The organism is Halorubrum amylolyticum, assembly GCF_004114995.1.
Lineage (GTDB): Archaea > Halobacteriota > Halobacteria > Halobacteriales > Haloferacaceae > Halorubrum > Halorubrum amylolyticum.
Genome location: NZ_SDJP01000009.1, coordinates 50909 through 74534, shown reverse-complemented (window position 1 = coordinate 74534; position 23626 = coordinate 50909). Strand labels below are relative to the sequence as shown.

The window sequence follows — 23626 nt, the reverse complement described above, 5'->3', positions numbered from 1 at the left end:
ACGAGGTGGACCGCGTGAGCCTCGACACCGGCGTCGGCGACGGCTCCGTCGACGGGAACCTCCTCGCGGAGCTGTTCTATCCGGTCTTCGAGCTGCTCTTCGACGCCGAGGGCGACTTCGTCGGCGACGTGGAGCGCAAGCTCGGGGAGGCCCGCATGCCGGACCAGGTGGAGATGTACGTCTCCCGGGCGCTCGGCGTCGGGCTGCTCGTCGGCGGGCTCCTCTGGGCGCTCGGTGCGCTGACCGGCTACGGCGTGTTCTCGCTCGGGCTGATCGATCCCGACGCGCTCTCGCTCGGCGTGCCCGCGCCCACGCCGGCAGTCCAGGAGTTCCTGCGGTCGCTCGTCGTGCCCGCCGCGATCCTCGTCAGCGGCCTCGTGTTCGGGTCGATCGGGTTCGCGCTCGGCTTCGGCGGCGTGGTCGCGGTCCCGTACTCGCGGGCGTCGGCGCGGGAACGCGAGATCAACATCCTGTTGGCCGACTCGGTGTCGTTCATGTACGCGCTCTCCGTCGGGGGGCTCAACCAGTTGGAGATCCTGCGCGCGATGGCGACGGCGGAGGACACCTACGGCGAGGTGTCCCGCGAGTTCCAGAGCATCGTCAACGAGACGGAGTACTTCGGCACCGACTACCGGAACGCGATCCGTCAGCAGTCGATGGAGACCCCCTCCGACGAACTCTCGCAGTTCCTCGCGGACATGCTCTCCATCGTCAACTCCGGCGGCGACATGGAGAGTTTCCTGAAGGACAAAAAGGAGAAACACCTCCGCACGTCGAAACAGGAGCGCGAGATGACGCTGGAGACGCTGGAGCTGTTCGGCGAGATGTACATGACGCTGTCGCTGTTCCCGCTGCTCCTCATCATCATCCTCGTCATCATGGGGATGATGGGCGAGGCCGACGACCGCCTGCTGTACGCGACGGTGTACGCCCTCATCCCGCTGACGGGGATCGGGTTCCTCGTGCTCGTCTCCACCGTCAAGCAGGACGAGCCGGGCGACGGCTACCTCCGGCCCGACGGCGGCAGCGAGCGGCTCCGGCAGACCAGCAAGGAGGGGCTGCTCCACTTCGGGCTGATCGAGGCGTTCGTCGGTCGGTTCGGCGTCTTCGACCGTATCCGCGACCGGGAGGGGACGTACAAGACCAAACAGATCGTCTCCGCGCCGCACCTGTTCCTCCGGGACAACCCGCTGTACACGCTCGCGTTGACCGTGCCGACCGCGCTCGTCATCGTCGGCGTCGCGGTCGCGTCGGGGAACGCGCCGACGGCCTTCGACGGCTGGGTGGACCGCCCGGTGTGGTCGACGTTCGTCTGGGTGTACGTCCCCGCGTACCTCGTGATGGGGCCGCTCGCGGTGTTCCACGAGTGGAGCCGGCGGTCCAAGCGGGCGATCACGGGGAAGCTCTCCGAGAGCCTCCGAAAGCTCTCATCCGCGAACGACACCGGGCAGACGCTGCTCGAATCGGTGCAGACGGTCTCGGAGACGTCGAGCGGGAAGCTCGCGGAGGAGTTCGAGGTGGTCCACGCGAAGGTGAACTACGGGATGAGCCTGCGGGACGCCCTGGTGGAGTTCAACAACAAGTACGCGGTGCCGCGGCTCGCTCGAACCGTGAAGCTCATCTCGGAGGCGCAGGAGGCGTCCTCGCAGATCACGGACGTGTTGACCACGGCGGCGCAGGCCTCGGAGAACCAGGACGACATCGAGCGCGATCGGATCTCCCAGACCCGGATGCAGGTGGCGATCATCGTGATGACGTACGTCACCCTGCTCGGCGTGATGGCGATCCTCCAGACCCAGTTCATCGACGTGATGGGCGGGCTCTCCTCGCAGGCGGACGGCGGCGGCGCGGCCGGGGGAGCGGGCGGCGCCGGCTTCGGGGGCGGCGGGGGCGTCGATCCGGAGGTGCTCTCGCTTCTGTTCTTCCACGCCGTGACGCTGCAGGCGATCCTCTCGGGGTTCATCAGCGGGTACATCCGGAACGCGGACATCGTCTCCGGCGTCAAGTTCGCCGTGGTCCTGATGACGCTCGCGCTGGGGGTGTGGATCTATGTGGGGTAGCCGCCCCGCGTCGGGCGAGCGCCGGGAGGAGACGCTTGCCCGCGCGCAGACCCCGATCGACTTCGCGGTCGGCGCGAGCGTGTTCCTGCTGACGCTCGCGTTCGTGATCGCCTTCGCCCCGACCGTATTCGACCCCTTCGCCGGAACGACGACTGCCTCGCCGGTGGTGAGCGACCGCGTCGCGGCCGGGCTCGCGAGCGATCTGCTCGCCGCGTCCCCGACGGAGCCGGGCGTGTTGTCCCCCGCGTGTACGGCCGCCTTCTTCGAGGGCGGCGGCGGCAACGCCACCCTCGCCGACGCGGCCGACTGCCCCGACGGGGTCGAGGACGACGCGGCGACGCAGTTCGGGCTCGACGAGGAGGTGCTGGTCGTGGTCCACGCGCTGAACGAGTCGGCACCGGTCGGCAACGCCTCGACGGTCGCGATCGACACCCGGCACGCGAGCCGGGACGTGACGCTGCGTCGGGGCGCGGACGACCCGGGCGGGGCCGCCCGCGAGGACGTCAGCGTCTCGCAACGGGTCGTCTCGATCGACGGCGACCAGCACCGGCTCACGGTGTGGGTGTGGTGACCGTGTCCGGGACGGGTGCGGCGACGATGGCCTCGACCGACGACCGCGCGCAGGCGCACACCTTGGAGGCGTTCGCCGCCGCGATCTTGATCGTCGCCGGGCTGACGTTCGCGCTGCAGGCGACCGCCGTCACGCCGCTGTCGGCGGGCACCTCGAACCAGCACCTGGAGAACCAGCAGCGCGCGGTCGCGACCGATCTGCTGGAGACGAGCGCGGCGAACGGCGACCTCGAGGCCGCCCTCCTCCGATGGGACCCGGAAGACAAATCGTTCGTCCTCGGCGGGAGTTCCGACCCCTTCACGCGAGGGGGACCGCCGAACTCGTTCGGCGCGGCGCTGAACCGGACCTTCGGCGACAGGCGGATCGCGTTCAACGTCGAGCTCCGACACGGACGGTGGTACGAGAACGCGACGCGGATGGTCTACATGGGATCACCGAGCGACAACGCCGTGACGGCGACTCGAACGGTCGCGCTCGCGGACGACGCGAACCTGACCATGCCCACGTACGAGGACAGAACGCTCGCCCAAGTCGCTGCGGACGGTGACGAGGAGTTTTACGTGGCGGACCGCGACTCCCGGCCGGTGTACCGCGTGGAGGTGCGGATCTCCGTATGGCAGCTATAATCCCGGGTTCCGGCGGCGGCCCGCGCGAACGCTTCCGCGAGGCCGACCGCGGACAGCTGTTGCTGATATCCGGGCTCGTCGTCGCGGTCGCGCTCGTGGCGCTCGTGGTGCTTTTGAACGCGAGCGTCTACGGCGAGAACGTCGCCACCCGCGGGATCGAGGCCGCCGACGGGGAGGCGCTGGAGGTCCGCGCGGCGGCCGTCGAGGAGACCGGGGCGCTGATCGACGCCGCCAACCGGAACGGGACCACGACCGGCGGGGAGATCGAAGCGGGCGTCGACGAACTCGACCGGAGCCTGTCGGCCCGCTACGCGAGGCGGGGCGGGATCGCCGCGGTCGACCCCGTCGACACCACGTCGGGGTGGTACCTCACCGGTCCGGTCGACGGCTCGACGACCGTCGCCGACGTCGACCGGTCCCGCGCGTTTTCGGTCGCCGCCGAGGGCGGCCTGCCGTCGACGGACGTGGCGAACGCGAGCGGCGAGGCGTTCCGCGTCGTGTTCAACCGCTCCGCGGCCAACACCACCCACGAGGTGTACCTGTACGAGAACGGGGGCGACGTCGTTGTCGCCCGCGGCGAGAACGGCTCGGCGCCGACCGAGCGGTGCCGGTCGTCGTCGACCGATCCTCCCGTCACGCTGGGTCTCACCGGCGACCGGCTCGACGGCGACCCGTGTCCGGGCGTCTGGCCGCCCGGGCTGGCAGACGACGAGTACGACGTCGAGTTCGGGAACGCCGGCGGCGTCGACGCGGAGGCGACCGCGACCGTGGCGGGGGGGACGGAGCCCGACAGCGACACCGCGCTGACGACGCGGGAGGCCGTGTACGACGCGACGATCGACCTCCGCTACCGCACCGCAGACCTCCGGTTCGAGACCGCGATCCGGGTCGCCCCGGGTGAGCCCGATGCGTGAACGCGAAGGCGCCGGGCGGTCGCGGTTCGTCGGCGACGAGCGCGGCGTGAGCGTCGCGGTCGGCTACGTGCTGACGCTGGCGATCGGCGCGGTGCTGCTCTCGGGCGTCGTCGTCGGGATCGGCGGGGTCGTCGACTCGCAGACCGACAGGGTCGTCCGGGGCAACCTCGAGGTGACCGGTCAGACGGCCGTCGCGAACCTCGAGAGCGCGGACCGCCTCGCGCGCGCGTCGGCGGTCGATCACCCGTCCGGGGGCGCCGGCTCCGCGACCGTCTCGGTCGCGGTCGACCTCCCGACGCGGATCGCGGGGCGTCCGTACCGGATCTCCGTCGACGACGAGGCCGTGACGCTTCGCACCCGCGACCCGGAGATCGCCGTCGAGATCCCCCACGCAGCGACCCTCACCGTCGAGGAGTCGAGCGTTCGGGGCGGCCCGATACGGGTCCGGTACGACGGCGCCGACGGCTCGGGACTGGAGGTGACGGAGCGATGAGCGGCCGGCGGGACCGGACCGTCTCCGTCGGCGGCGCGCCGGGTGGACGTTCTCTCGCGGCGGACGACAGGGGAGTGAGCGACGTCGTGGGGTACATCCTCGTGTTCTCGCTCATCACGATCACGATCGGCACGGTGTTCGCGGTCGGGATCACCGGCGTGGAGGACCGACGGGAGGCCGAGCGCGTCGACAACGTCGAGCGCGCGTTCGATGTGCTCGACGACAACCTGCGGGACATCCAGCGGTACGGCGACCCCAGCCGTGCGACGGAGCTCCAACTGGCCGGCGGCGCCCTCTCGGTCTCGGGGGAGACGCGGTTCGTCCTCGCGAACACCGACGACCCGGACGCCGTCGACAACGGGACGCTCCCGGAGTGGACGTCGGTTCCGGTCACCTACCGGGACGACGGCACGACGATCGCCTACGACGGCGGCGCCCTGGTCCGCGGCGACGGCGACGGGTCCGTGATGCTGTCCGAACCGCGCTTCGTCGCCGCGGACGGCCGGACGGTGCTCCCCATCGTCGGGTTGGTCCGCGGCGGCGGCGACGCCGTCGTCGCCGGGGAGGGGGCCGTCCAGATCACGGCTGTCGAGGAGCGGGCACCCGACTCGCGGACCGATCGTTTCGGCGGTGGAACCGAGCCGCTGTACCTCCACGTTGACAGCGAACACGCCGAGGCGTGGGGGCGGTACTTCGCCCGGACCGACGGCCTCGCGAACGCGACGCCGGCCGACGCCGACGGCGTCGCCGTCGCCAAGGTCGTTCACGACGACGAGGTGTACGTTCGATACGTGGGCCGCACCGTCTCTCTGCGGCGGTGACGACCGCGGAAGCGACGACGAAAGCGGTCACGACGACAGCGACGACGCGTCCGACCGGCGCGCAGTCGTCCGATCGGGGATCAGTCGCTCTCGATCGTCACCCGGTGCGCGGAGACGTGGAGGTTACTCACCACGGGCACCGACTCACCACCGAACGGGCGGGAGCCGCGCAGGGACTCGTCGTAGTGGAAGCTCAGATCCGCGTCGTCGAACCCGAAGTGTTCGGAGGTGAACGACCCTTTGAACGTCATCCGGTCTTCGAGTTCAACGTTGCTCTCCGGCGCGTACAGAACGCCCGCAAACTCGACGCCGTCGCCCTCGTCGCCCTCGATCTCGATCTCCCCGGCGTTCGAGTACAGCCAGAGGTTACGCGCCACGTCCCCGTCGGCGGCGATCCGTGCCTCGTCGGACACGTCGATCTCGCCGGTGTTGTACAGGTCGAACCGAGTGTCCTCGTCGGTCCCTATCGACGACCGATCCTGAACGTCGATCCCGCCGTCGACGTACAGGCTGTTGGTACCGCCGCCCACCGAGTCGATCGCCCCGTCGCCCTGGGCTGAGAGGTCGTCCTCCAGAAGGATTCCGATATCGCCGCCCCCGCTGTCGAACACGACCCTTCCGCCTTCGCTCACGTTGAGTCCGCCCCCGACGTGGACTGTCGCCCCGTTCTCGATCCGGAGCGTGTCCCCGTCTGAGACCTCGATATCGTCGGCGACGTACGTGTCCTCGTCGATGACGTGATCGGTTCCGTCGAACTCGGCGTCGTCACGGTAGTCGCCGGTTTCGTCGAGTTCGAGCCCTCTGATCGCCGTTATCCCCTCCGTTATTGCACCCGAGACCGGGATCGGTTCGACGGACTCGTCGCTCCGTATCAGCTCTCCCGTTATCTCGGTGTTCCTGGTCCACTTATTGCTGTTCGTCGAGGGGTTAAACGAGTCCGCCTCGACGTCTCCGCGAACCTCGAGCGAGTCCGGACCGCCGCCATCGGCGGCCAGATGGAACTTCCCGTTGGTTCGCAGTCGGGCCTCCGAGCCCGGGTCGTCGGGATCATACGGTCCCCGCGACGAATCGTAACTGTCGGCGTACAGCGACGTGACGTTGCCGAGAGCGAGCTTGGACTGCCCGACCGCCGAGACGCTCGCGCTGACCGCGGGGTGAACGGTCTCCGTCCGGAGCGCGACGCGGACCTCGTTTTGCGAGAGCTGCGTGACGTTCGCCTCCGTGCGCGACTCGAAGAACCGCCCCCACGCCTCCGCGTACTCGCTTTCGACGGTGATCGTGACGTTGCCGCCGAGGAGCGGGTTCGAGACGCTGTCCGAGGGGAACACCCCGTCCGGGCGATCCGCGCCGCTCGTGACGACCGCGGAGTCGTCGAGCCGTTCGTCCCCGTCGATCGTCACGAGCGGGAGCGTGAGCGTGTCGCCGCGGTAGTGGAACTCCGGCGGAGAGACCATCCACGCACCGTCCCCGTTGGAGCGCCAGACGCCGCCGCCCTGATACGCCACGCGGTCGTCGCCCCGCTCGTAGACGACCGTTCCGAGCCGGACTTCCTCTGTGTCCGTCCCGTCCTCCGTCTCCACTTCGATCCGCATCAGCCCAGCCTCGCCGTCGACGCGCACGCCGGTGCTCCGGCCGGGATCGAGCCGGACGCGCTGGCTCGGCGACCCGCCGTGAGCGACGAGGCTGGCCTTCGCATCCACCTGCGTCATCGCCCCCTCGATCCGCTCGATCTCGGCGGACGACTGCGCGTCCGAGAGCGCGGTCGACCCGATCCCGGCCGTCACCCCGATCGCCGTGATCGTGAGTCCAAGGAGGAGCACGGCTCCGATCACCTCGCTCTGTGCGCGCTCGGGGCGGTTCATGGGGCCGCTCCGTCGGGAACGATGATAAGCGTCAACATCCGAATATCGGATCTGAGAGCGGTTCGTGGCCGCGGACGGTTCGGACTGCTCCCGACCGCGGACGGTTCGGACTGCTCCCGACCGCGGGCACGATCTTCTACCCACGAGCGTTCGAGTCCACGAACGCACCACCTAAGCCCGCTGCGCCGCACCGTTCGGGTATGACCGAGGAGCTGTACCTCGCGGACGACGCGGTGACGACCTTCGAGGCGACCGTCGAACGAGCGCTCGACGACCGGGTCGTCCTCGACCGGACGCACTTCTACCCGACCGGCGGCGGCCAGCCCCACGACACGGGAACGCTCCGCGTCGCCGACGGAGGGGCGATCGACGGCGAACCGTCCGAGGGCGAAGCCGCCGACCGACGCTGGCGCGTCGTCGACGTACGGAAGAAGGACACGGTGTACCACACCCTCGAACCGGCGGAGAATCGGACTTCAGAAGCCGGCGATAGCTCGGCGACCGACGCCGTCGCGCTCCCCGAACCCGGGACGACCGTGGTGGGCGAAATCGACGCGGCGCGGCGGCGCGCGCACTCCCGATACCACACCGCCCAACACCTGCTCTCGGCGCTGCTCTTGGACGAGTTCGACGCGCGGACGACGGGCAACCAGCTCTACGACGACCACGCGCACCTCGACGCGGCCTACGAGCGCTTCGACGAGGACGACCTCGCGCGGATCGAGAACCGGCTCAACGAACTCGTGGCCGACCGGCGCCCCGTCAGGAGCTACACGATGGACCGCGAGGAGGCCGAGGCGACGCTCGACACCGACCGCACCCGGATCGACCTCCTCCCCGACTCGATCGCGGAGCTCCGGATCGTCGAGATCGGCGCGGTCGAGGAAGCGGAGGGCGGCGATGGCGACGCGGTCGAAGAAGCGGAGGGCGGCGATGGCGACGGTTGTGACGCGGAGCCGTACGACCGCACCGCCTGCGCGGGAACCCACGTCGAGCACACCGACGAGATCGGCGAGGTCGTCGTCACCGGCCGAGAGACGAAGGGGAGCGACGAGGAGCGCGTCCGGTTCGCGCTGGCCGAGCACGTCGGCGGCGTCGACGACGGAAGCTGACGCGCGGTCGCGCGAGTCCGCCCTCTTCGGCCCGCGATCCCGCCGTTTAAATACGATCCGCGGTTGGTTCCGCCATGAAGTTCTGCGACGAGTGCGGATCGATGATGAAGTCCGGCGAGGGCGAGGACCACTGGGTGTGCGACTCCTGCGGCCACGAGATCGGACGCGAGGAGGAGGACGACCAGTGGACCACCGAGTCGCAGGTCGAGTCGGAGATCGTCGACGTGAGCGACGCGGAGGACAAGGGGCTCCCGCAGACGACCGCCCATTGTCCGGAGTGCGGCAACGACCGCGCGTACTGGTACATGCAGCAGATCCGCTCGGCCGACGAGTCCGAGACCCGCTTTTTCGTCTGTACCGAGTGCGAGCACAAGTGGCGCGAAGACGACCACTGACCGGCGTTTCTTTTTAGGTACCTCGGCGGCCAAGGCGGTCCATGGAGCCGCCCGTCGTTCCCCGCGACCGCCTCGACGGCTGGCAGCGCGTCGACGAGGCGACGGAGCGGGCGTTCGCCGCCGGTCCCGTCTCGGTCGACGCGAGCACGGTTCGGTACGAGCGAACCGCGACGGAGCCCCCGCGCCCGTTCTGTTTCGCGAGTCGCCTGCGAATCCGCCCGATGACCGCGCCGAACTCGGCGCTCACCGCGCTCGTCGAGCGCCGGGCTCGCTCGGGATTCCGCGACCGCCTCGCCGAACGCGGCATCGAGGACGTCGAACACCGCGGCGACCGGGGGATCGCGATCGACGATCCGGCCGCGTCGCGGGCGACGCTTTCGACGTTCCGCGGCATCGCACGCGTCGGCACCGGGGGTCGGCGCGTGCCGGTCGAAGCGCTGATCGCGGTCTGGACGGCGGGCGAGTACCTGCTCGGCGGGGGAGCGTATCCACTCGGCGAGACGGGACGCGCCCTCGGCGGGGGAGCGTATCCACTCGGCGAGACGGGACGCGCCCTCGGCGGGGAGTCGGACTCGCCCGGCGAGGGCCCGGCGGACGCGCGTCGAGAGCTCCGGGGGATCGTGCGGGGGATCGAGCCGCCCGCCGCCTGCGACGGAACGGACTGACAGCCGCCCGTCGACTGCGACGGACTGACAGCCGCCCGTCGACCGCGACGGGGCGGATCAGCAGGGTACCGCGCCCGCGGTCGACTCGATCGGCGACCCGTCGTCGCGGTACTCGGACTCGCCGATCGACCCGGCGAACATCGGGAGCCGCATCTCGTAGGCGTACAGCACGTCGAACGCCGCGAACGGGTCGACACCGTCCGCCACGGCCTCCCGCGCGGTCAGCCTGACGCCGGCGCCGAGCGTCACGATCGGATCGCCGTCGAGCGTCCCCGCCGCCTCCAGTCCGAACTCGTCGCCTGCGGCGGGATCGGTCAGCACGGAGAGGTGGAGGAGCGACTCGATCGTCGCCCCGGAGTCGCCGATCGAGATCGGGTACCCCTCGCCGGCGAAGCACCGCGTCGGGGGATCGACCCGGTCGCCGTCGCCCGCGGCGGTTCCGCCGTTCGACCCGCCCGTGGCGTCGCCGCCGGTCGGCGTCGCCGCCGCGCCCCCGACGAGGGCACCGCCCGCGGTCGCCGAGACGAGGAGCACTGCGACCGAAAGCGCGGCGAGGCCGGCGAGGGTCCGGGAGCGACGTGTCATGGGAGACTGGTACGTCCGGGCGGATAAAAACGGCGCGGGGTCGGTTATCCGATCTGATACGCGGAGGGACGCGAGGGTGCGCGTCGACGGAAGTCGACGCGCATCGGGGGCGCCGCCCCCGCGCTCACGCCCCGCCGAGGAGCCCGTCGACGAGCAGTTCTGCGGAGGCGAGGTTCGTCGCGAGCGGCACGTCCTTCACGTCGCAGACGCGCAGGAGCGCGGAGATGTCCGGCTCGTGGGCTTGCGCCGTGAGCGGATCGCGGAGGAAGACCACGCCGTCGATCGCGCCGTCGGCGACCTTCGCGCCGATCTGGAGGTCGCCGCCGAGCGGCCCGGAGGCCTGCCGGTCCACCGCGAGTCCGGTCTCGTCGGCGATGCGTTTCCCCGTCGTTCCGGTGGTGACGAGCTCGCACTCGCCGAGCGCGTCGGCGTGGGCGGTGACGAACTCGACCATCTCGTCTTTCAGCTCGTCGTGAGCGATGAGCGCGATGCGCATGGGCGGATCGTCGCCGCGTCGCCGCTTAAAAACTCCCCTCGGCGCAACGCGTCGGGCGAGCGGGCGAAGTCCCGCTCGGCGGCCCGCCGCCGCGGCCTCACTTGAACCGGAACGTCTCCAGGTTCTTCGGCGCGAACGTCCGCATGTTGTAGTCGTGGTACAGCGCCGACGAGAGGTCCTGCACGGAGCGCTCGTCGCCGTGGACGCACAGCACCTTCTCGGGGCGCGGGTTCATCGTCTTCACGAAGTTCTCCAGCCCCTGCCGGTCGGCGTGGCCGGAGAAGCCGTCGACGACCTCGGTCCCCATCTCTAGGGTGAGCGTGTCGCCGCGGCCGCCGCCGCCCCAGCCGTCGACGGGGATCTCGTCCCAGCCGTTCTGGATGCGGCGCCCGAGCGTCCCCTGCGCCTGATACCCGACGAACACGAGGTTCGATTTCGGGTCGGAGCCGATGTGACGGAGCCACGACATGATCGGGCCGCCCTCGATCATCCCGGAGGTGGAGATGACGATACACTCGTCGCCGTCGGCGACCTCCTGTCGCTCGTCCTCGCCGGCGTCGATGTGGTTGAACTGGTCAGCCAAGAACGGGTTCTCGTCGTCGTGGAAGATCCGGTCGCGGAGGTCGTCGCGGAGGTGTTCGGGGTAGGTGGTGTGGATCGCGGTCGCCTCCCAGATCATCCCGTCGAGGTGGACGGGCATCTCCGGGATCTCGCCCTCGCGCATCGCCTCCTCCAAGACGAGCATGATCTCCTGGGAGCGCCCCACGGCGAACGCGGGGATGACGACCTTGCCGCCCTGCTCGTACGTCTCGTTTATGACCTCCTTGAGCGCTTCTTCGGAGTCGGCCTGGTCGGTCTGATAGTCGTCGCGGCCGCCGTAGGTGGACTCCAGAACGAGCGTCTCGACCCGCGGGAAGTCGTTGACGGCGCCGTTGAACAGGCGGGTGTCCTCGTAGTGGATGTCCCCGGAGAAGGCGACGTTGTAGAGGCCGTCGCCGATGTGGAAGTGGGTGACCGCGCTGCCGAGGATGTGGCCCGCGTTGTGGAAGGTGAGCTTCACGTCCGGCGCGATGTCGGTCACGTCGCCGTACTCCAGCGGGATCGTGTGTTTGATCGCCTCGCGGACCTGCGACGACTCGTAGGGGGGCGTCCGCCCCTCCTTGGCGGCGACGTCGAGGTAGTCGAGGGTGAGCAGGCCCATCAGGTCGCGGGTCGGCTCAGTCGTGTAGATCGGGCCGTCGTAGCCGTACTTGAAGAGGAGCGGGATGAGCGCCGAGTGGTCGAGGTGGGCGTGGGTGAGCACGACCGCGTCGAGGGTCGCGGCGCCGGCCCCGAGCGCCTCGGGGACCTGCAGGTACGGCACCTCGCCCTCCGCGCCGGGCTTGTCGCCGCAGTCGATCAGGACGCGCGTCTCGGGCGTCGAGAGGATGAAGGCGGCGCGGCCGACCTCGCGGCAGCAGCCGAGCGTCGTGATCCGGACCCACTCGTCGTCGGACATCTCCTCGCGGTGGATCTGCCGGCCGACGCGTTCGAGGATGTCGCGTCGCTCCTCGCGCTCGTTCTTCAGGAAGCCGCGCACGTTCGAGACGGTGGAGGACTCGATCGGGGGCGTCCGAACGACCTCGGGGGTCCAGCCGACCTCTTGGGTGATCTCCCGGAGCGTCGAGCCGCGGCGGCCGATCACCATGCCGGGCTTTTCGGCCTCGATGACGACCTCGCCGGTGTCCTCGTGGAAGTCGAGGTCGGTTACACCGGCCTCCTCCGGGATCACCGACCGGACCTCCTCCTCGGCGCGTGCCGGGGGAGAGAGGGCGCTCGGGTCCGGGCGGACCGTGATCCGCTTCCGGAGCTTGGAGGCGAGCCGCCGGATCAGATCACCGTCGCCGGCGAACTGCTTGGGGTCGCGCGTGTACACGACCAGCTCCGGCCCCTCGTATTTCACGTCGGTGACCGTGATGTCGTTCGGAATCTCCTGTTCGATCTCTGATTTCAGGGTATCGAGTTGCTTATCGACTTGACTCATATCTCACCGCGGGTCGTCCGGATCGCCGTCGCCGTCGAGTCGCGTCGCATGCCGGTAGGCGGCTCGGCGCCGAGCGGTCGACCGTGACGGGGTAGGCATAATGGTAGTAGTACTGTCCGTAGGTGGTACCGTGCGGGAACAGCCAGCGAAAACCCGCTTGTCCGATGATTAGCCCGGTCGTTATAAAACCCTTCGCAAATGGCAAACCCCCGGCCCGCGAACGGCCGGTATCATGCACGTCACGCCCGAGACAGTCCGCGACGAGCACGCGTGGGTCCGCGAGCGGGCTCCCGTCGTCGTCCCCGTGATCAACGGGACCCGTGAGCGGCTGGGCCGGCTCTTCGACACCGAGGTGGACCCCGTCGCCCCCGAGGCGTACCGGCGCGAGGTCGACGCGGTGTTCGCGGACGGCGAGGTCGCGGTCAACGTCGCCGGCTGCGTCGCCCTGCTCCGCGACCTCGACGTGGCGGGCGACTACCCCGGATTCGTCGTCGACGAGGTGCTCGGCCGCGAGCTGGCGGCGGCGATCGCCGGCGGCCGCCCGCTCTCGCTGCTCGCGCAGGCGACGTTCCACCTCGTCGACGTACAGGTCACGGAGGACGCGACCGCCGACGGCGCGGGCGCGGCCGGCGCCGACGACCTCGACGCCGCGCTCGCGGCGGGGTTCCAGACGCGGCTCCCCGGATGGGACTGGCGGGAGGGAGAGAGCCCGTTCGCGGTGGAGCCACCGGCCGACCGGTGAGCGCGCACACAACGACGACGCGGTGGCTTCGCCGTCGGGTCGCCGTCCGTGCGAGGTTCCGGCACCGACAGCCGCCCTACCGCTCGCCCTGCACCGCGACCGTCTCCTGCCCGAACCCGTCGTCGTCGCCGCGCCAGCGCCACGAGCCGACGAACGGGTAGCCGTCGAGCGCGCAGATGACGTACGAGTGGTCGGGCCACGTCGCCCGCGCGGCATCCGTCTCGCTCGGGTGGGTCGGCCCGGTCGGGTGCGAGTGGTAGAATCCGACCACGTCAAGCCCGTCGTCCTCGACCGTCTCGATGAGTTCGAGCTGTTCTTCGGGATCGATCAGATACCGAATCTGGGGCGTCTCGGCCACGTTTTCGGCCTGATACGTGTCGGTGACGACGCTCGGCTCGCCGTCGGTGCCGTGGGTGCCCGCGAGGACGCCGCAGATCTCCGCTTCGCCGCCGCCGTACGCGTGGTACACGATGTCGTCGTAGACCGCCCGTGAGAGTTCGATCATGGATGATGTGAGACGAGTCCGCCCGATAAGTCCGTCCCGTCCGGCAAGCGACGCGCCCCGTCCGAGGTAGCGGCAGTGGATGGCCGGCGCGGAGCATTTTTACCGCCGCCCCCGGAAGCGCCCGTATGAGCGACATTGCGGCCGAATCGCCCGCGCCGACCGCCGACGAGGCGCTCCACACGACCCTCGACGTGCCGTTCGACGACGCGGTCCCGTTCGTGCAGATCGAACACGAGCTGGCCGACTTCGAGACGGTCCGCGTCACCCGACTCGACGAGATGATCGAGGGGATGCTCGGCCACGACGACGTCGAGCGCACCGCCCTGATCGTCGTCTGTCACCCGGAGATCGCGCACGACGCGCTCTCGATCGATCCGACGCTCGCAGGAATGTTACCGTGCACCACGCTCGTGTACGAGCGCGAGGGCGACGACCTCGTTCACGTCCACCACGTATCGGCGACGAAGGCGATCCGGGACCTCGGCTGCGCGCCGGGCGACTGCGACGACGCCGTCGACGACCTCGTGGAGAAGACGGGCGAGCTGATGGCCGTCGTCTGGGACAACATCGAGGAGCACGGGAAGACGTAGCGAGCCGACCGCGAATTCGCTCCCGACAGAGCTACGGTCTACAGCCCTTCGACGCGCCGGAGCGTCTCTCGCACGTCTCCCGGCGTGGCGTACGGTCCGCCCTGCACGCGGTGGTCCGGGAAGAGGATCGGGATCGGGTTCTCGCGGAGCGCGCCGGTCACCAGCTCCAGGTCCTCCGGGTCGTCGGCGTCGAGCGCGGCCAGCCGCGTCAGGCGACTGACCGAGACCTCCTCGCCGTAGGGGATCGTTTCGAGCGCTTCGAGGACCGCCCGGCGGTCGGTGGGCACCGTGAGCCCGGTCGCGACGTCGTCGAACGCGTCGCGCTCGCCGCCGAGGTACGCCTCGATCCGGTCGAGCAGGTCGTGGTCCGCGGTCGCGTCCGACGGCGCCGTCTCCGGGAACGACACCGAGATGACGCGGCCGCCGGCGAAGCCCACCTCGACCGCCCGTCCGATCTCGTCGACCTCGCGGGCGAAGACGCCCGACGGTCCCGTCGTGTCCATACCCGCGATCCGTGACGGCGACGGTTAAATCGACGGGACACGTCCGGGTCGGGGACCGCGATCACGGGAGGCCGCCGCGGGGAAGCCAGTCGCGCGGAGGCGAGCGCGCCCGCAAGCCTTATGAACAGATACGTGCATTAGTGTACACTAATGGAGGATCAAACCGAGCTGGCTCCGGCGGTCAGATCGATCTTGTCGGCGGCCCGTGACCGGGCGGCCGAGGGCCGACCCGGCGAAGTCGCGGTCGATCCGCGCGACCTGCGGGCGGCGTTCGACCGCGCCGAGGCGGACGGGCGCGTCCCCGTGATCGCCGAGGTGAAGCCCACGAGCCCGACGACGGAGGGCACCCGCGCCGACGACCCGATCGCGCTCGCCGAGGGGATGGTCGCCGGCGGCGCCGCCGCGCTGAGCGTGCTCACCGAGCCGGCGCACTTCGGCGGGAGCACCGACACGCTCGAACGCGTGCGCGAGGCGGTTGACGTACCCGTCCTCCGGAAGGACTTCGTCGTCGCGGAGTCGCAGCTCGACGCCGTCGAGAGCGACGTGGTCCTGCTGATCGCCCGGTTCGTCGGCGACGAACTCCCGGACCTGCTCGACGCCGCGCGCGACCGCGGCTTCCAAGTCCTCGTCGAGGTCCACGACCGCGACGAGCTGGAGCGCGCGCTCGACGCGGGCGCGACGCTCGTCGGCGTGAACAACCGCGACCTCGCGGAGCTGGTCGTCGACCTCGGAACCTTCGAGTCGGTGGCGCCCCACGTCCCCGACGACGTGGCCCTGATCGCCGAAAGCGGGATCGGCTCGGCGGCCGACGTTCGCCGGATGCGCGCGGCGGGCGCCGACGCCCTGCTCGTCGGGAGCGCGATCATGGACGGCGACGTGGCGGCGAACACCCGAGCGCTGACGCGTGCGGAGGCGGCGGGCGACGCGGTCGGTGCGGACGCCGACGGAGACGGCGCGAACGACGAGAGCGACACCCGAGACACCACGGAGACACCCACATGAGCGAGACCGACACGCGGACGACGGACGAGACGGAGCGGGCGCGACGCCCCGGCCGCGAGCGCGGCCGCGACGACGGGAAGTTCGGCCGCTACGGCGGCCAGTACGTCCCCGAGGCGCTGATGCCCGCCATCGAGGAGCTGACCGACGCCTACGAGCGCTACGTCCTCGACAACGAGGACGGGTTCATGGACGAGTTCCGCGAGCGGCTCGCGGACTTCGGCGGGCGGCCCACGCCGCTCCAGCGCGCCGACCGGCTCTCGGAGCGCTACGACCGCGAGGTGTTCCTCAAACGCGAGGACCTCGTCCACGGCGGCGCGCACAAGCTGAACAACGCCCTCGGACAGGTCCTTTTGGCAAAGTACATGGGCAAAGAGCGGATCATCGCGGAGACGGGTGCCGGGCAACACGGCACCGCGACCGCGATGGCGGCCGCGCACCTCGACATGCCCTGCGAGATCTACATGGGCGAGCGCGACATCAACCGCCAACGTCCCAACGTCTTCCGGATGAAGCTCAACGGCGCCGAGGTGAATCCGGTCACCACCGGGCGGGGCACCCTGAAGGAGGCCATCTCCGAGACGATGCGCGACTGGGCGACCACCGTCGAGAACACCCACTACGTCATCGGCTCGATCGTCGGCCCGCACCCCTTCCCGGTGATGGTTCGCGACTTTCAAGCAGTCATCTCGGAAGAGGCGCGCGCGCAGTCGATCGAGAAGACCGGCGACCTCCCGACCGACGTGGTCGCCTGCGCGGGCGGCGGCTCGAACACGATGGGCGCGTTCGCGGACTTCGTCGACGACGAAGCGGTCGATCTCCACGCGGTCGAGGCCGGCGGATCGACGCTGGAGGTCGACGAGGAGGCGGGCGTCGCCCCGAACTCGGCGTCGCTGTACGCGGGAAACGAGGGCGTGCTCCACGGGGCGCGCACGAAGCTCCTGCAGGACTCCGACGGCCAGATCATGGAGAGCCACTCGATCTCCTCCGGGCTCGACTACGCCGGCGTCGGCCCGGAGTTGGCGTACCTCGTCGACGAGGAGCGGGTGACCCCCGTCGCCGTCGACGACGACGCGGCCTTGGAGGGGTTCCACCGGCTCTCCCGCACGGAGGGAATCATCCCCGCGCTGGAGACGGCACACGCGTTCGGATTCTTGGAGGAGCATCACGAGGACCTCGGCGAGCGGGTCGTCGTGAACGTCTCCGGGCGCGGCGACAAGGACCTCGACGCCGCCATCGAGGAGACGGACAAGCGCGACATCGACGAGGCGCCCGACATGTCGATGTTCACGGGGGGGATCTGAATGGCGGACCGAAGCGCGGAGACGGAAGAGACGGGCAACTCCGAGGCCATCGCCGAGGCGTTCGCCGACGGCCCCGCCTACGTCCCGTACCTCGCGGTCGGCGACCCCGACTACGAGTCCTCCAAGGCGTACGTCGAGGCGCTCGACCGCGGCGGCGCGGACGTGATCGAGCTCGGGCTCCCCTTCTCGGAGCCGATCGCGGAGGGGTCGACCATTCAGGGGGCGCTGGTCCGCGCGCTCGACGCCGGGATGACGCCGGACCGGTTCTTCGCGTTCGCGGAGGAGCTGGACGTGGAGGCGCCGCTCGTCTGCATGACGTACTACAACTTGATCTATCAGTACGGGAATAGCGAGGCGCAGCGCGCCTCGGACGCGAGCGGTGAAACCGAGAGCGAGGCCGGCCCCCGTCCCTTCGTCGAGCGCGCCGCCGCGGCCGGCATCGAGGGGCTCGTCGTCCCCGATCTCCCGGCCGAGGAGGCCGACCCGCTGCGGGAGGCCTGCGACGAGTTCGGGCTCGACCTCGTCTTCATCGTCGCGCCAACCACGGTCGGCGATCGGCTCGACCGGATCATGAGTCAGGTGTCCGGCTACGTCTACGTGCAGGCGCGGCTCGGCACCACCGGCGCGCGCAGCGACGTGTCCGACCAGACCACGCAGAGCCTCGACCGGCTCCGCGAGTACGACGTGCCGAAGGCCGTCGGATTCGGCATCTCGGCGGGCGAGCACGCCGAGCGCATCGTCGCCGGCGGTGCCGACGGGGTCATCGTCGGCTCGGCGCTCGTCGACATCGTCGCCGAGGGCGTCGAAGAGGGCCTCTCGACCGAGGAGGTCGCCGATCGGCTGGAGGCGCTCTCGCGTGAGCTGAAGGCGGGCGCGGAGCGCGGCTACGCCGCGCGCGCCGAGGCGGCGGAGTCGCGGTGATCGCGGCTTCGAGCCAATACGTCCCCGAACGAAACCCACTTACCTACGATTGCCACACTCTCACACAACGACCGACACCATCATGACAGCAGGACTCTCGGCACGACTCGACCGCATTTCCACAAACGACCGGTACCTCATCGTCCCCATGGACCACGGGCTCACGATGGGCGCCGTCGACGGCCTCGTCGACATCGAGTCGACGATCGACGGCGTGACGAACGGCGGCGCGGACGCGGTGCTCACCCAGAAGGGGATCGCGCCGCGCGTCCACGAGAACAAGAACGACGCGGGCTACATCGTCCACGTCAACGGGTCGACGACGATCGGCCCCGACGAGAGCGACAAACGCGTCACCGCCACCGCCGAGGACGCGGTGCGCGCGGGCGCCGACGTGGTCTCGTTCCACATCAACGTCGGCTCCGACCACGAGCCCGACCAGATCGAGGAGCTGGCGGAGCTGACCGCCGACGCCGAGCGCCTCGGCCTGCCGGTGCTCGCGATGGCGTACGCGCGCGGCTCCGGCGTCGACGAGACCGACCCCGAGTCGCTCGGACACGCGGTGCGGCTCGCCGAGGAGCTCGGGGCCGACGTGGTGAAGACCGGCTACTCCGGCGACGGCGCCTCCTTCGAGCGCGTCACGGAGTCCACCCGGCTCCCGGTCGTCATCGCCGGCGGCTCGAAGGGAACCGACCGCGACACCGTGGAGATGGTCCGCGGCGCGATGGACGGGGACGCCGCCGGCGTGTCGATGGGGCGGTCGATCTTCCAGCACGAGGACCCGGAGGGAATCGCCCGCGCGGTGTCGGCGGTCGTCCACGACGACGCGAGCGTCGACGAGGCGCTCGCCGCGGGCGGGTTCGTGGAAGCGTAGGCAGCGGACGGGTTCGCCGAGGCGCTCGCCGCCGGCGGATTCGCCGAGGCGTAGGCGGCGGGCGGTTCCTGTTCCTTTCGCAGTTTTCAAGCCCGCCCGCCGTGAGGTTCCGACAATGACACGCACGGTCTGGGTGAAAGCCGACGGGGACGTCGGCGACTGGGAGGCGCGCAAGCGACGGATCACGGCCGCCATCGAGGCCGGCGCGGACTGGGTGCTCGTCGACGAGACCGACGTGGGGCGCGTCCGCGACCTCGGTGACATCTCGGTCGCCGCGTTCCGCTCGGAGGCGGACGTGATCGACGACGCCGAGGACGGCCCCGAGGCCGACACCTACTTCGTCGGGAAGGGGGGCGAGGGTGACGGCACCATCGACATGCCGGAGGACCTGTCGGGCTCCGCGGACCTCACGACGGTCCGCCGGCGCGACGACCGCGCGCAGGGCGCGTACGTCCGGGTGCTCGGTACCGAGTACGAGCGCTTCGCCGAGGAGGCCGCCAACGACGCCGAGTTCACGGTGATCGTCGGCGAGGACTGGTCGATAATCCCGCTGGAGAACCTGATCGCGCGGGTCGGCGAGGAGACGCACCTCGTCGCGGGCGCGACCACTGCCGCCGAGGCCAAGACCGCCTTCGAGACGCTGGAGATCGGCGCCGACGGCGTCCTCCTCGATACCGACTCCCCCGACGAGATCCGCGGCGCGGTCGACGCCCGCGACGCCGCCGACCGCGAGACGCTGGACCTCCGGCACGCCGAGGTGACCACGGTCGAGCGCACCGGTATGGCCGACCGCGTCTGTATCGACACCGGCTCGCTGATGGACGACGACGAGGGGATGCTGGTCGGGTCGATGTCGCGCGGGCTGTTCTTCGTCCACGCCGAGACCGCGGAGTCGCCGTACGTCGAGTCGCGCCCGTTCCGCGTGAACGCCGGCGCCGTCCACGCCTACGTCCGCAACGCCGAGGGGGGCACCAACTACCTCGCGGAGCTGACCAGCGGCGACGAGGTACAGATCGTCGACACCGCGGGTCACACCCGCGAGGCGATTGTCGGACGCGTGAAGATCGAGAAGCGCCCCATGTTCCGGCTCCAGGCGGAGGTCGAGACGGAGGAGGGAATCGACCGCGTGGAGACGTTGATCCAGAACGCCGAGACCGTGAAGGTCGCGACCGCGGACGGGAAGAAGGCGGTTACCGATCTGGAGGCGGGCGACGAGGCGCTCGTCTACTACGAGGACGTGGCGCGCCACTTCGGCGAGGCGGTCGAAGAGAGCATCATCGAGAAGTGAGTGGCTGACCGAAGGGAAGCCACTTACAAGCGAGCCGGCCGGAGGCCGGCGAGTAGCGGGGTCGACCGCACGGGAGACCCCGTATGCGAGCGGGGGAACAGCGCCAGTCGCTATGACGTGATCGGGGGCGCGCTCACGAATAGGCGTCGTCGAACTCCCGTTCGCGTCGCATCAACTCCTCGACGCCGTGTTCGAGGATCCCGCGTCCCATCCCGGTCGGCCGGTAGTACGTGTAAAACCCCTCACTGCGGCGGTCCGTCGCTGGCGCTTCTCCACGAGCCCGACATCTGCCAGTTCGCTGAGGTGGTAGTGGAAGTTCGGGGCGTCGGCGTCGACGACTCGTTTCAGGTCCGTCGCGCTCAGCTCGTCGTTCGCCACGAGCGCTCGGAGGATTTGGAACCGCATCGGATGGCCGATCGCCCGCTGCATCGCGAGATACTCTTCGAGCGTCAGCTCGCTCTCCTCCGGGAGCGGCGGCTCGGGACGGCGAATCTCACCCGGGGATCGACGATCTGTTTCACCCATACGCGTTCTCACGAGAGGGATAGGCAACCATTCAGTTAACCGTTCTCTAGTAGATAACCTCGGCGTCGGGATCGAGATCGGAAGCGTGTTCGAATATCTGCTCGCCACTAACCGGATGGATCGGCCGGCGGCCGAAGCGACGCCGGCGGCCGAAGCGACGCCGCCGGAGCGATCGCGTCGACTGATGGTCGCGACCGAACCGTCCGTCCGAACCGCGATGCTCCGGTCGGTCCACTCCCGGTGGGACGCCAGCGTGCGAACGTTCTCCGATGCGGCCGACTGTTGCCGGCTCTGTGCGCAGTTCGGCACGCAGATCCAGAACGAGGAACTGTACGGTTCGCTTCCGAAGAAAAACTGATCTCGGTTCGGTGATTGCGGCGACCCCAATTTTTATCAGAAAATTCACCGATCACTTTCCATGGCTGTCAGTCACGAGACCGGTCGCGTCGCAGAGGGAAACGTCGTGGAGCGCATTCAACACCTCGCGGACGCCGCGAACCCGGCGTTCGCGGCCGGGAGTTTCCTCGTCCCGCTGGCGTTCTTCGCGATGAGCTTCGCCGTCGCCAGCACGGAACTGCTCTTCTACACCCACGTCGCGGCCGGGGCGGTGTGGTTCGGCTTCGCACTGATCTTCCCGGCGATCATCGGACCGACGCTGGGCGGGCTCGGCGAAGAGGCCTCGGCCGCGGTGACGGCCACGCTGGTTCCGAAGGCGGTCTTCTTCCTGGTCGGCTTCTCGCTGACGACGGTGCTGTCCGGGACCGTCCTCCTGACGGCGGATCTCGGGTTCGGGTACGGCTTCTCCGAGACGTGGTCGTCGGTCGCGCTCGGCGTCGGCTGGGGGCTGTTCGCGTTCGGACTCGCGGTCCCGCATCGGCTACAGCTCAGCGCGTACTACGAGACGCTCTCGCCGGACCCGGACGCCTCGCGGCTCGAAGCGATCGAGAAGAAGAACCTCGTCGTCGGGCTGTTCGAGGCCGCGGTGATGCTCGGACTGATCGTCCTGATGACCGGCTTCCGGCTGTGAACTGACGCCGGAACCGGCCGGCCAAGAAACGACCTCTCCGCCTCAGATCCCGTACAGCTCGCCGTACTTTGCCTCGACGTAGTCGGTGAACGCGTCCGCCGAGAAGTCGTCACCGGTGGCGCGCTTCACCAGCTCGTTCGTCTCGTAGCGGGAGCCCTGCCGATGGACGTTCTCCGCGAGCCACTCCCGGAGGTCGTCGAACTCGCCCGCGGCGATCTTGTCGTCGAGGTCGTCGATCTCGCTCTCGGCCGTCTCGAACAGCTGGGCGGCCATCACGGAGCCGAGCGAGTAGGTCGGGAAGTAGCCGAAGTTGCCGTGGCTCCAGTGGATGTCCTGGAGACAGCCCTCGGCGTCGGTGTCGGGTCGGATTCCGAGGTACTCCTCGTACTTGTCGTTCCAGACCTCGGGGACGTCCTCGACCGCGAGGTCGCCGCGGATCAGGTCGCGCTCGATCTCGAACCGGACGACGATGTGGAGGTGGTAGGTGAGTTCGTCGGCCTCGACGCGGATGAGGTTGTCCTCGTGAACCTGATTGAACGCCTGATACGCGTCCTCGACGGTGGCGTCGTCGGTCTCGGGGAAGTGCTCTTTGAAGGTCGGCAGGAACAGCTCCCAGAACGCCCGGCTGCGGCCGACGTGGTTCTCCCAGAGCCGCGACTGCGACTCGTGGACCGACAGATCGCGGGACTCGCCGAGCGGGGTCCCGAACTGTTCCTGCGGGAGCCCGAGGTTGTACTGGGCGTGGCCGAACTCGTGGACCGTTGAGCCGATCGCGCCGAGAGGGTCGGACTCGTCGAACCGGGTGGTCACCCGGCAGTCGAACTGGTTGCCGGCGGTGAACGGGTGCGAGGAGACGTCGAGGCGGCCGCGATCGAAGTCGTAGCCGACCAGTTCGAGGGTGTCGCGCGCGAGCGCCTCCTGCTCGTCTTCGGGGAACGTCCCCTCGAAGGTGTCGACGGCGAGGTCGGCGTCGGACTCGCGGATCGCGTCGATCATGGGAACGAGCGTCTCGCGGAGCTCCGTCAGGATCGACTCCGCACGTTCCATCGAGAGGCACGGCTCGAACTCCTCGAAGAGGACCTCGTAGGGGTCCCGATCGGGGTCGATGTGCTCGGCGTACTCGCGTTTCAGCTCGACGTGTTTCTCCAAGTACGGGGCGAATTTCTCGAAGTCGTCCTCGGCTTTGGCCTCCTCCCACGCCCGCAGGGCCTCGGTTCCGGTCTCGGAGATCTCCTCGACGAGATCGACGGGGACGGCGTCGGCGCGCTCGTACTCGCGGCGGACCTCGCGCACGGCCGCCGCCCGCTCGTCGGTGAGGTCGGCGTCGGCCAGCTCGTCGAGCAGCTCGCCCGTCTCCTCGTCGGTGACTATGTCGTGGCGGATCGACGAGAGCGTCGAGAGCTGCTTCGACCGGGCGGGGGTGCCGCCCTCGGGCATCATCACCTGCTGGTCCCACCCGAGGACGCCGGCGGCGCTCCCGACCGCGTTCCAGCGTCGAACGCGGTCGAGGAGGGCGTCGTACGCGTCGGGGGCGTCGGCTGTGTCGGGGGCGTCGTACGCGTCGGGGGCGTCGGCTGTGTCGGCGTCGTTGTCGGTCGCGGCTTCCGTTGCCATACGCCGCGGATCGGCCGCGTCGGTTAAGAAGGGACCGGACGCGGAAGTCGACTCTCCCGCCGGTGGAGGCGGCGGAGCCCGCCCGGAACGCGACCTATTTCCGCCCGGCCG

General features: G+C 69.7%; 24 protein-coding genes and 2 pseudogenes. 18 read left to right on the top strand and 8 right to left on the bottom strand.

The window, feature by feature from the left end:
* Positions 1 to 14 precede the first annotated feature (14 nt).
* Genes ESO89_RS08940 through ESO89_RS08915 form a run of 6 tightly spaced genes read left to right on the top strand, consistent with a single transcriptional unit; the run spans position 15 to position 5485 of the window.
* Complete coding sequence (locus tag ESO89_RS08940) at positions 15 to 2060, top strand: type II secretion system F family protein (protein ID WP_128905187.1); 2046 nt, start codon at positions 15 to 17, stop codon at positions 2058 to 2060.
* Entirely contained in the window at positions 2050 to 2631 is a 582-nt protein-coding gene (locus tag ESO89_RS08935) for a DUF7287 family protein (RefSeq protein WP_128905186.1), read from the top strand. The genes ESO89_RS08940 and ESO89_RS08935 overlap by 11 nt, the downstream gene beginning before the upstream one ends.
* 26 nt (positions 2632 to 2657) lie before the next feature.
* Positions 2658 to 3257 carry a DUF7288 family protein gene (locus tag ESO89_RS08930; RefSeq protein WP_128905199.1) on the top strand — a complete coding sequence of 200 codons (600 nt, stop codon included), beginning with the start codon at positions 2658 to 2660 and terminating at the stop codon, positions 3255 to 3257.
* A complete protein-coding gene (locus ESO89_RS08925) occupies positions 3245 to 4171 on the top strand; it encodes a DUF7261 family protein (RefSeq protein WP_128905185.1) in 927 nt (308 codons plus the stop codon). The genes ESO89_RS08930 and ESO89_RS08925 overlap by 13 nt, the downstream gene beginning before the upstream one ends.
* Positions 4164 to 4664 (top strand): DUF7266 family protein, encoded by a 501-nt coding sequence (locus ESO89_RS08920; protein ID WP_128905184.1) that lies wholly within the window; start codon positions 4164 to 4166, stop codon positions 4662 to 4664. The genes ESO89_RS08925 and ESO89_RS08920 overlap by 8 nt, the downstream gene beginning before the upstream one ends.
* On the top strand, positions 4661 to 5485 hold the full coding sequence (locus tag ESO89_RS08915; RefSeq protein ID WP_128905183.1) for a DUF7289 family protein: 825 nt from the start codon (positions 4661 to 4663) through the stop codon (positions 5483 to 5485). The genes ESO89_RS08920 and ESO89_RS08915 overlap by 4 nt, the downstream gene beginning before the upstream one ends.
* Before the next feature lie 80 nt (positions 5486 to 5565).
* On the opposite strand, the gene ESO89_RS08910 is transcribed toward ESO89_RS08915, so the two are convergent.
* Positions 5566 to 7347, bottom strand: a complete 1782-nt coding sequence (locus tag ESO89_RS08910; RefSeq protein WP_128905182.1) for a DUF7289 family protein — start codon at positions 7345 to 7347, stop codon at positions 5566 to 5568.
* A gap of 200 nt (positions 7348 to 7547) precedes the next feature.
* On the opposite strand from ESO89_RS08910, the gene ESO89_RS08905 reads away from it, so the two are divergent.
* The 3 genes from ESO89_RS08905 (at position 7548) to ESO89_RS08895 (ending at position 9519) form a co-directional block, all read left to right on the top strand.
* Positions 7548 to 8459, top strand: a complete 912-nt coding sequence (locus tag ESO89_RS08905) for an alanyl-tRNA editing protein (RefSeq protein WP_128905181.1) — start codon at positions 7548 to 7550, stop codon at positions 8457 to 8459.
* Between the two features lie 74 nt (positions 8460 to 8533).
* Entirely contained in the window at positions 8534 to 8854 is a 321-nt protein-coding gene (locus ESO89_RS08900; RefSeq protein WP_128905180.1) for a transcription factor S, read from the top strand.
* A gap of 41 nt (positions 8855 to 8895) precedes the next feature.
* Complete coding sequence (locus ESO89_RS08895) at positions 8896 to 9519, top strand: hypothetical protein (RefSeq protein ID WP_128905179.1); 624 nt, start codon at positions 8896 to 8898, stop codon at positions 9517 to 9519.
* A 57-nt stretch (positions 9520 to 9576) separates the two neighbouring features.
* Here ESO89_RS08895 and ESO89_RS08890 read toward each other — a convergent pair whose 3' ends face one another.
* The 3 genes from ESO89_RS08890 to ESO89_RS08880 all read right to left on the bottom strand — a co-directional run bounded on the left by ESO89_RS08890 (position 9577) and on the right by ESO89_RS08880 (position 12623).
* Positions 9577 to 10104 (bottom strand): DUF7332 family protein, encoded by a 528-nt coding sequence (locus ESO89_RS08890; protein ID WP_128905178.1) that lies wholly within the window; start codon positions 10102 to 10104, stop codon positions 9577 to 9579.
* A 124-nt stretch (positions 10105 to 10228) separates the two neighbouring features.
* Positions 10229 to 10600: a methylglyoxal synthase gene (locus ESO89_RS08885; RefSeq protein WP_128905177.1), complete on the bottom strand. Its 372-nt coding sequence runs from the start codon at positions 10598 to 10600 to the stop codon at positions 10229 to 10231.
* A gap of 97 nt (positions 10601 to 10697) precedes the next feature.
* On the bottom strand, positions 10698 to 12623 hold the full coding sequence (locus ESO89_RS08880) for a beta-CASP ribonuclease aCPSF1 (protein ID WP_128905176.1): 1926 nt from the start codon (positions 12621 to 12623) through the stop codon (positions 10698 to 10700).
* A 232-nt stretch (positions 12624 to 12855) separates the two neighbouring features.
* Here ESO89_RS08880 and ESO89_RS08875 point away from each other — a divergent pair, with 232 nt between their 5' ends.
* The gene (locus ESO89_RS08875) at positions 12856 to 13365 is read left to right on the top strand and encodes a hypothetical protein (protein ID WP_128905175.1); all 510 of its coding nucleotides are present in this window, start codon (positions 12856 to 12858) and stop codon (positions 13363 to 13365) included.
* Between the two features lie 76 nt (positions 13366 to 13441).
* Here the strand turns inward: ESO89_RS08875 and ESO89_RS08870 are convergent, their stop codons facing one another.
* A complete protein-coding gene (locus tag ESO89_RS08870) occupies positions 13442 to 13870 on the bottom strand; it encodes a desampylase (protein ID WP_128905174.1) in 429 nt (142 codons plus the stop codon).
* Between the two features lie 125 nt (positions 13871 to 13995).
* Between ESO89_RS08870 and ESO89_RS08865 the strand changes: the two genes are divergently transcribed.
* Positions 13996 to 14460, top strand: coding sequence for a DUF302 domain-containing protein (locus ESO89_RS08865; protein ID WP_128905173.1), 465 nt, complete (start codon positions 13996 to 13998; stop codon positions 14458 to 14460).
* A 38-nt stretch (positions 14461 to 14498) separates the two neighbouring features.
* Here the strand turns inward: ESO89_RS08865 and ESO89_RS08860 are convergent, their stop codons facing one another.
* Positions 14499 to 14963, bottom strand: a complete 465-nt coding sequence (locus ESO89_RS08860; RefSeq protein WP_128905172.1) for an MGMT family protein — start codon at positions 14961 to 14963, stop codon at positions 14499 to 14501.
* Between the two features lie 150 nt (positions 14964 to 15113).
* On the opposite strand from ESO89_RS08860, the gene trpC reads away from it, so the two are divergent.
* From trpC to ESO89_RS08835, 5 genes are all read left to right on the top strand, one after another.
* A complete protein-coding gene (gene trpC, locus ESO89_RS08855; protein WP_128905171.1) occupies positions 15114 to 15965 on the top strand; it encodes an indole-3-glycerol phosphate synthase in 852 nt (283 codons plus the stop codon).
* Positions 15962 to 17266, top strand: coding sequence for a tryptophan synthase subunit beta (gene trpB, locus ESO89_RS08850; protein ID WP_128905170.1), 1305 nt, complete (start codon positions 15962 to 15964; stop codon positions 17264 to 17266). The genes trpC and trpB overlap by 4 nt, the downstream gene beginning before the upstream one ends.
* Positions 17267 to 18187: a tryptophan synthase subunit alpha gene (gene trpA / locus ESO89_RS08845; protein WP_128905169.1), complete on the top strand. Its 921-nt coding sequence runs from the start codon at positions 17267 to 17269 to the stop codon at positions 18185 to 18187.
* Between the two features lie 82 nt (positions 18188 to 18269).
* Positions 18270 to 19061, top strand: a complete 792-nt coding sequence (locus ESO89_RS08840; protein WP_128905168.1) for a 2-amino-3,7-dideoxy-D-threo-hept-6-ulosonate synthase — start codon at positions 18270 to 18272, stop codon at positions 19059 to 19061.
* Positions 19062 to 19176: 115 nt separating this feature from the next.
* The gene (locus ESO89_RS08835) at positions 19177 to 20349 is read left to right on the top strand and encodes a 3-dehydroquinate synthase II (protein WP_128905167.1); all 1173 of its coding nucleotides are present in this window, start codon (positions 19177 to 19179) and stop codon (positions 20347 to 20349) included.
* Positions 20350 to 20482: 133 nt separating this feature from the next.
* Here the strand turns inward: ESO89_RS08835 and ESO89_RS08830 are convergent.
* Positions 20483 to 20874 (bottom strand): annotated as a pseudogene (locus ESO89_RS08830) (winged helix-turn-helix domain-containing protein).
* A 52-nt stretch (positions 20875 to 20926) separates the two neighbouring features.
* Here ESO89_RS08830 and ESO89_RS08825 point away from each other — a divergent pair.
* A pseudogene (locus ESO89_RS08825) lies at positions 20927 to 21232 on the top strand (DUF7509 family protein); the annotation flags it as partial.
* A 60-nt stretch (positions 21233 to 21292) separates the two neighbouring features.
* Positions 21293 to 21901, top strand: coding sequence for a hypothetical protein (locus ESO89_RS08820; RefSeq protein WP_128905166.1), 609 nt, complete (start codon positions 21293 to 21295; stop codon positions 21899 to 21901).
* A gap of 42 nt (positions 21902 to 21943) precedes the next feature.
* Here ESO89_RS08820 and ESO89_RS08815 read toward each other — a convergent pair whose 3' ends face one another.
* Positions 21944 to 23515, bottom strand: a complete 1572-nt coding sequence (locus ESO89_RS08815) for a carboxypeptidase M32 (protein WP_128905165.1) — start codon at positions 23513 to 23515, stop codon at positions 21944 to 21946.
* Between the last annotated feature and the right edge of the window lie 111 nt (positions 23516 to 23626).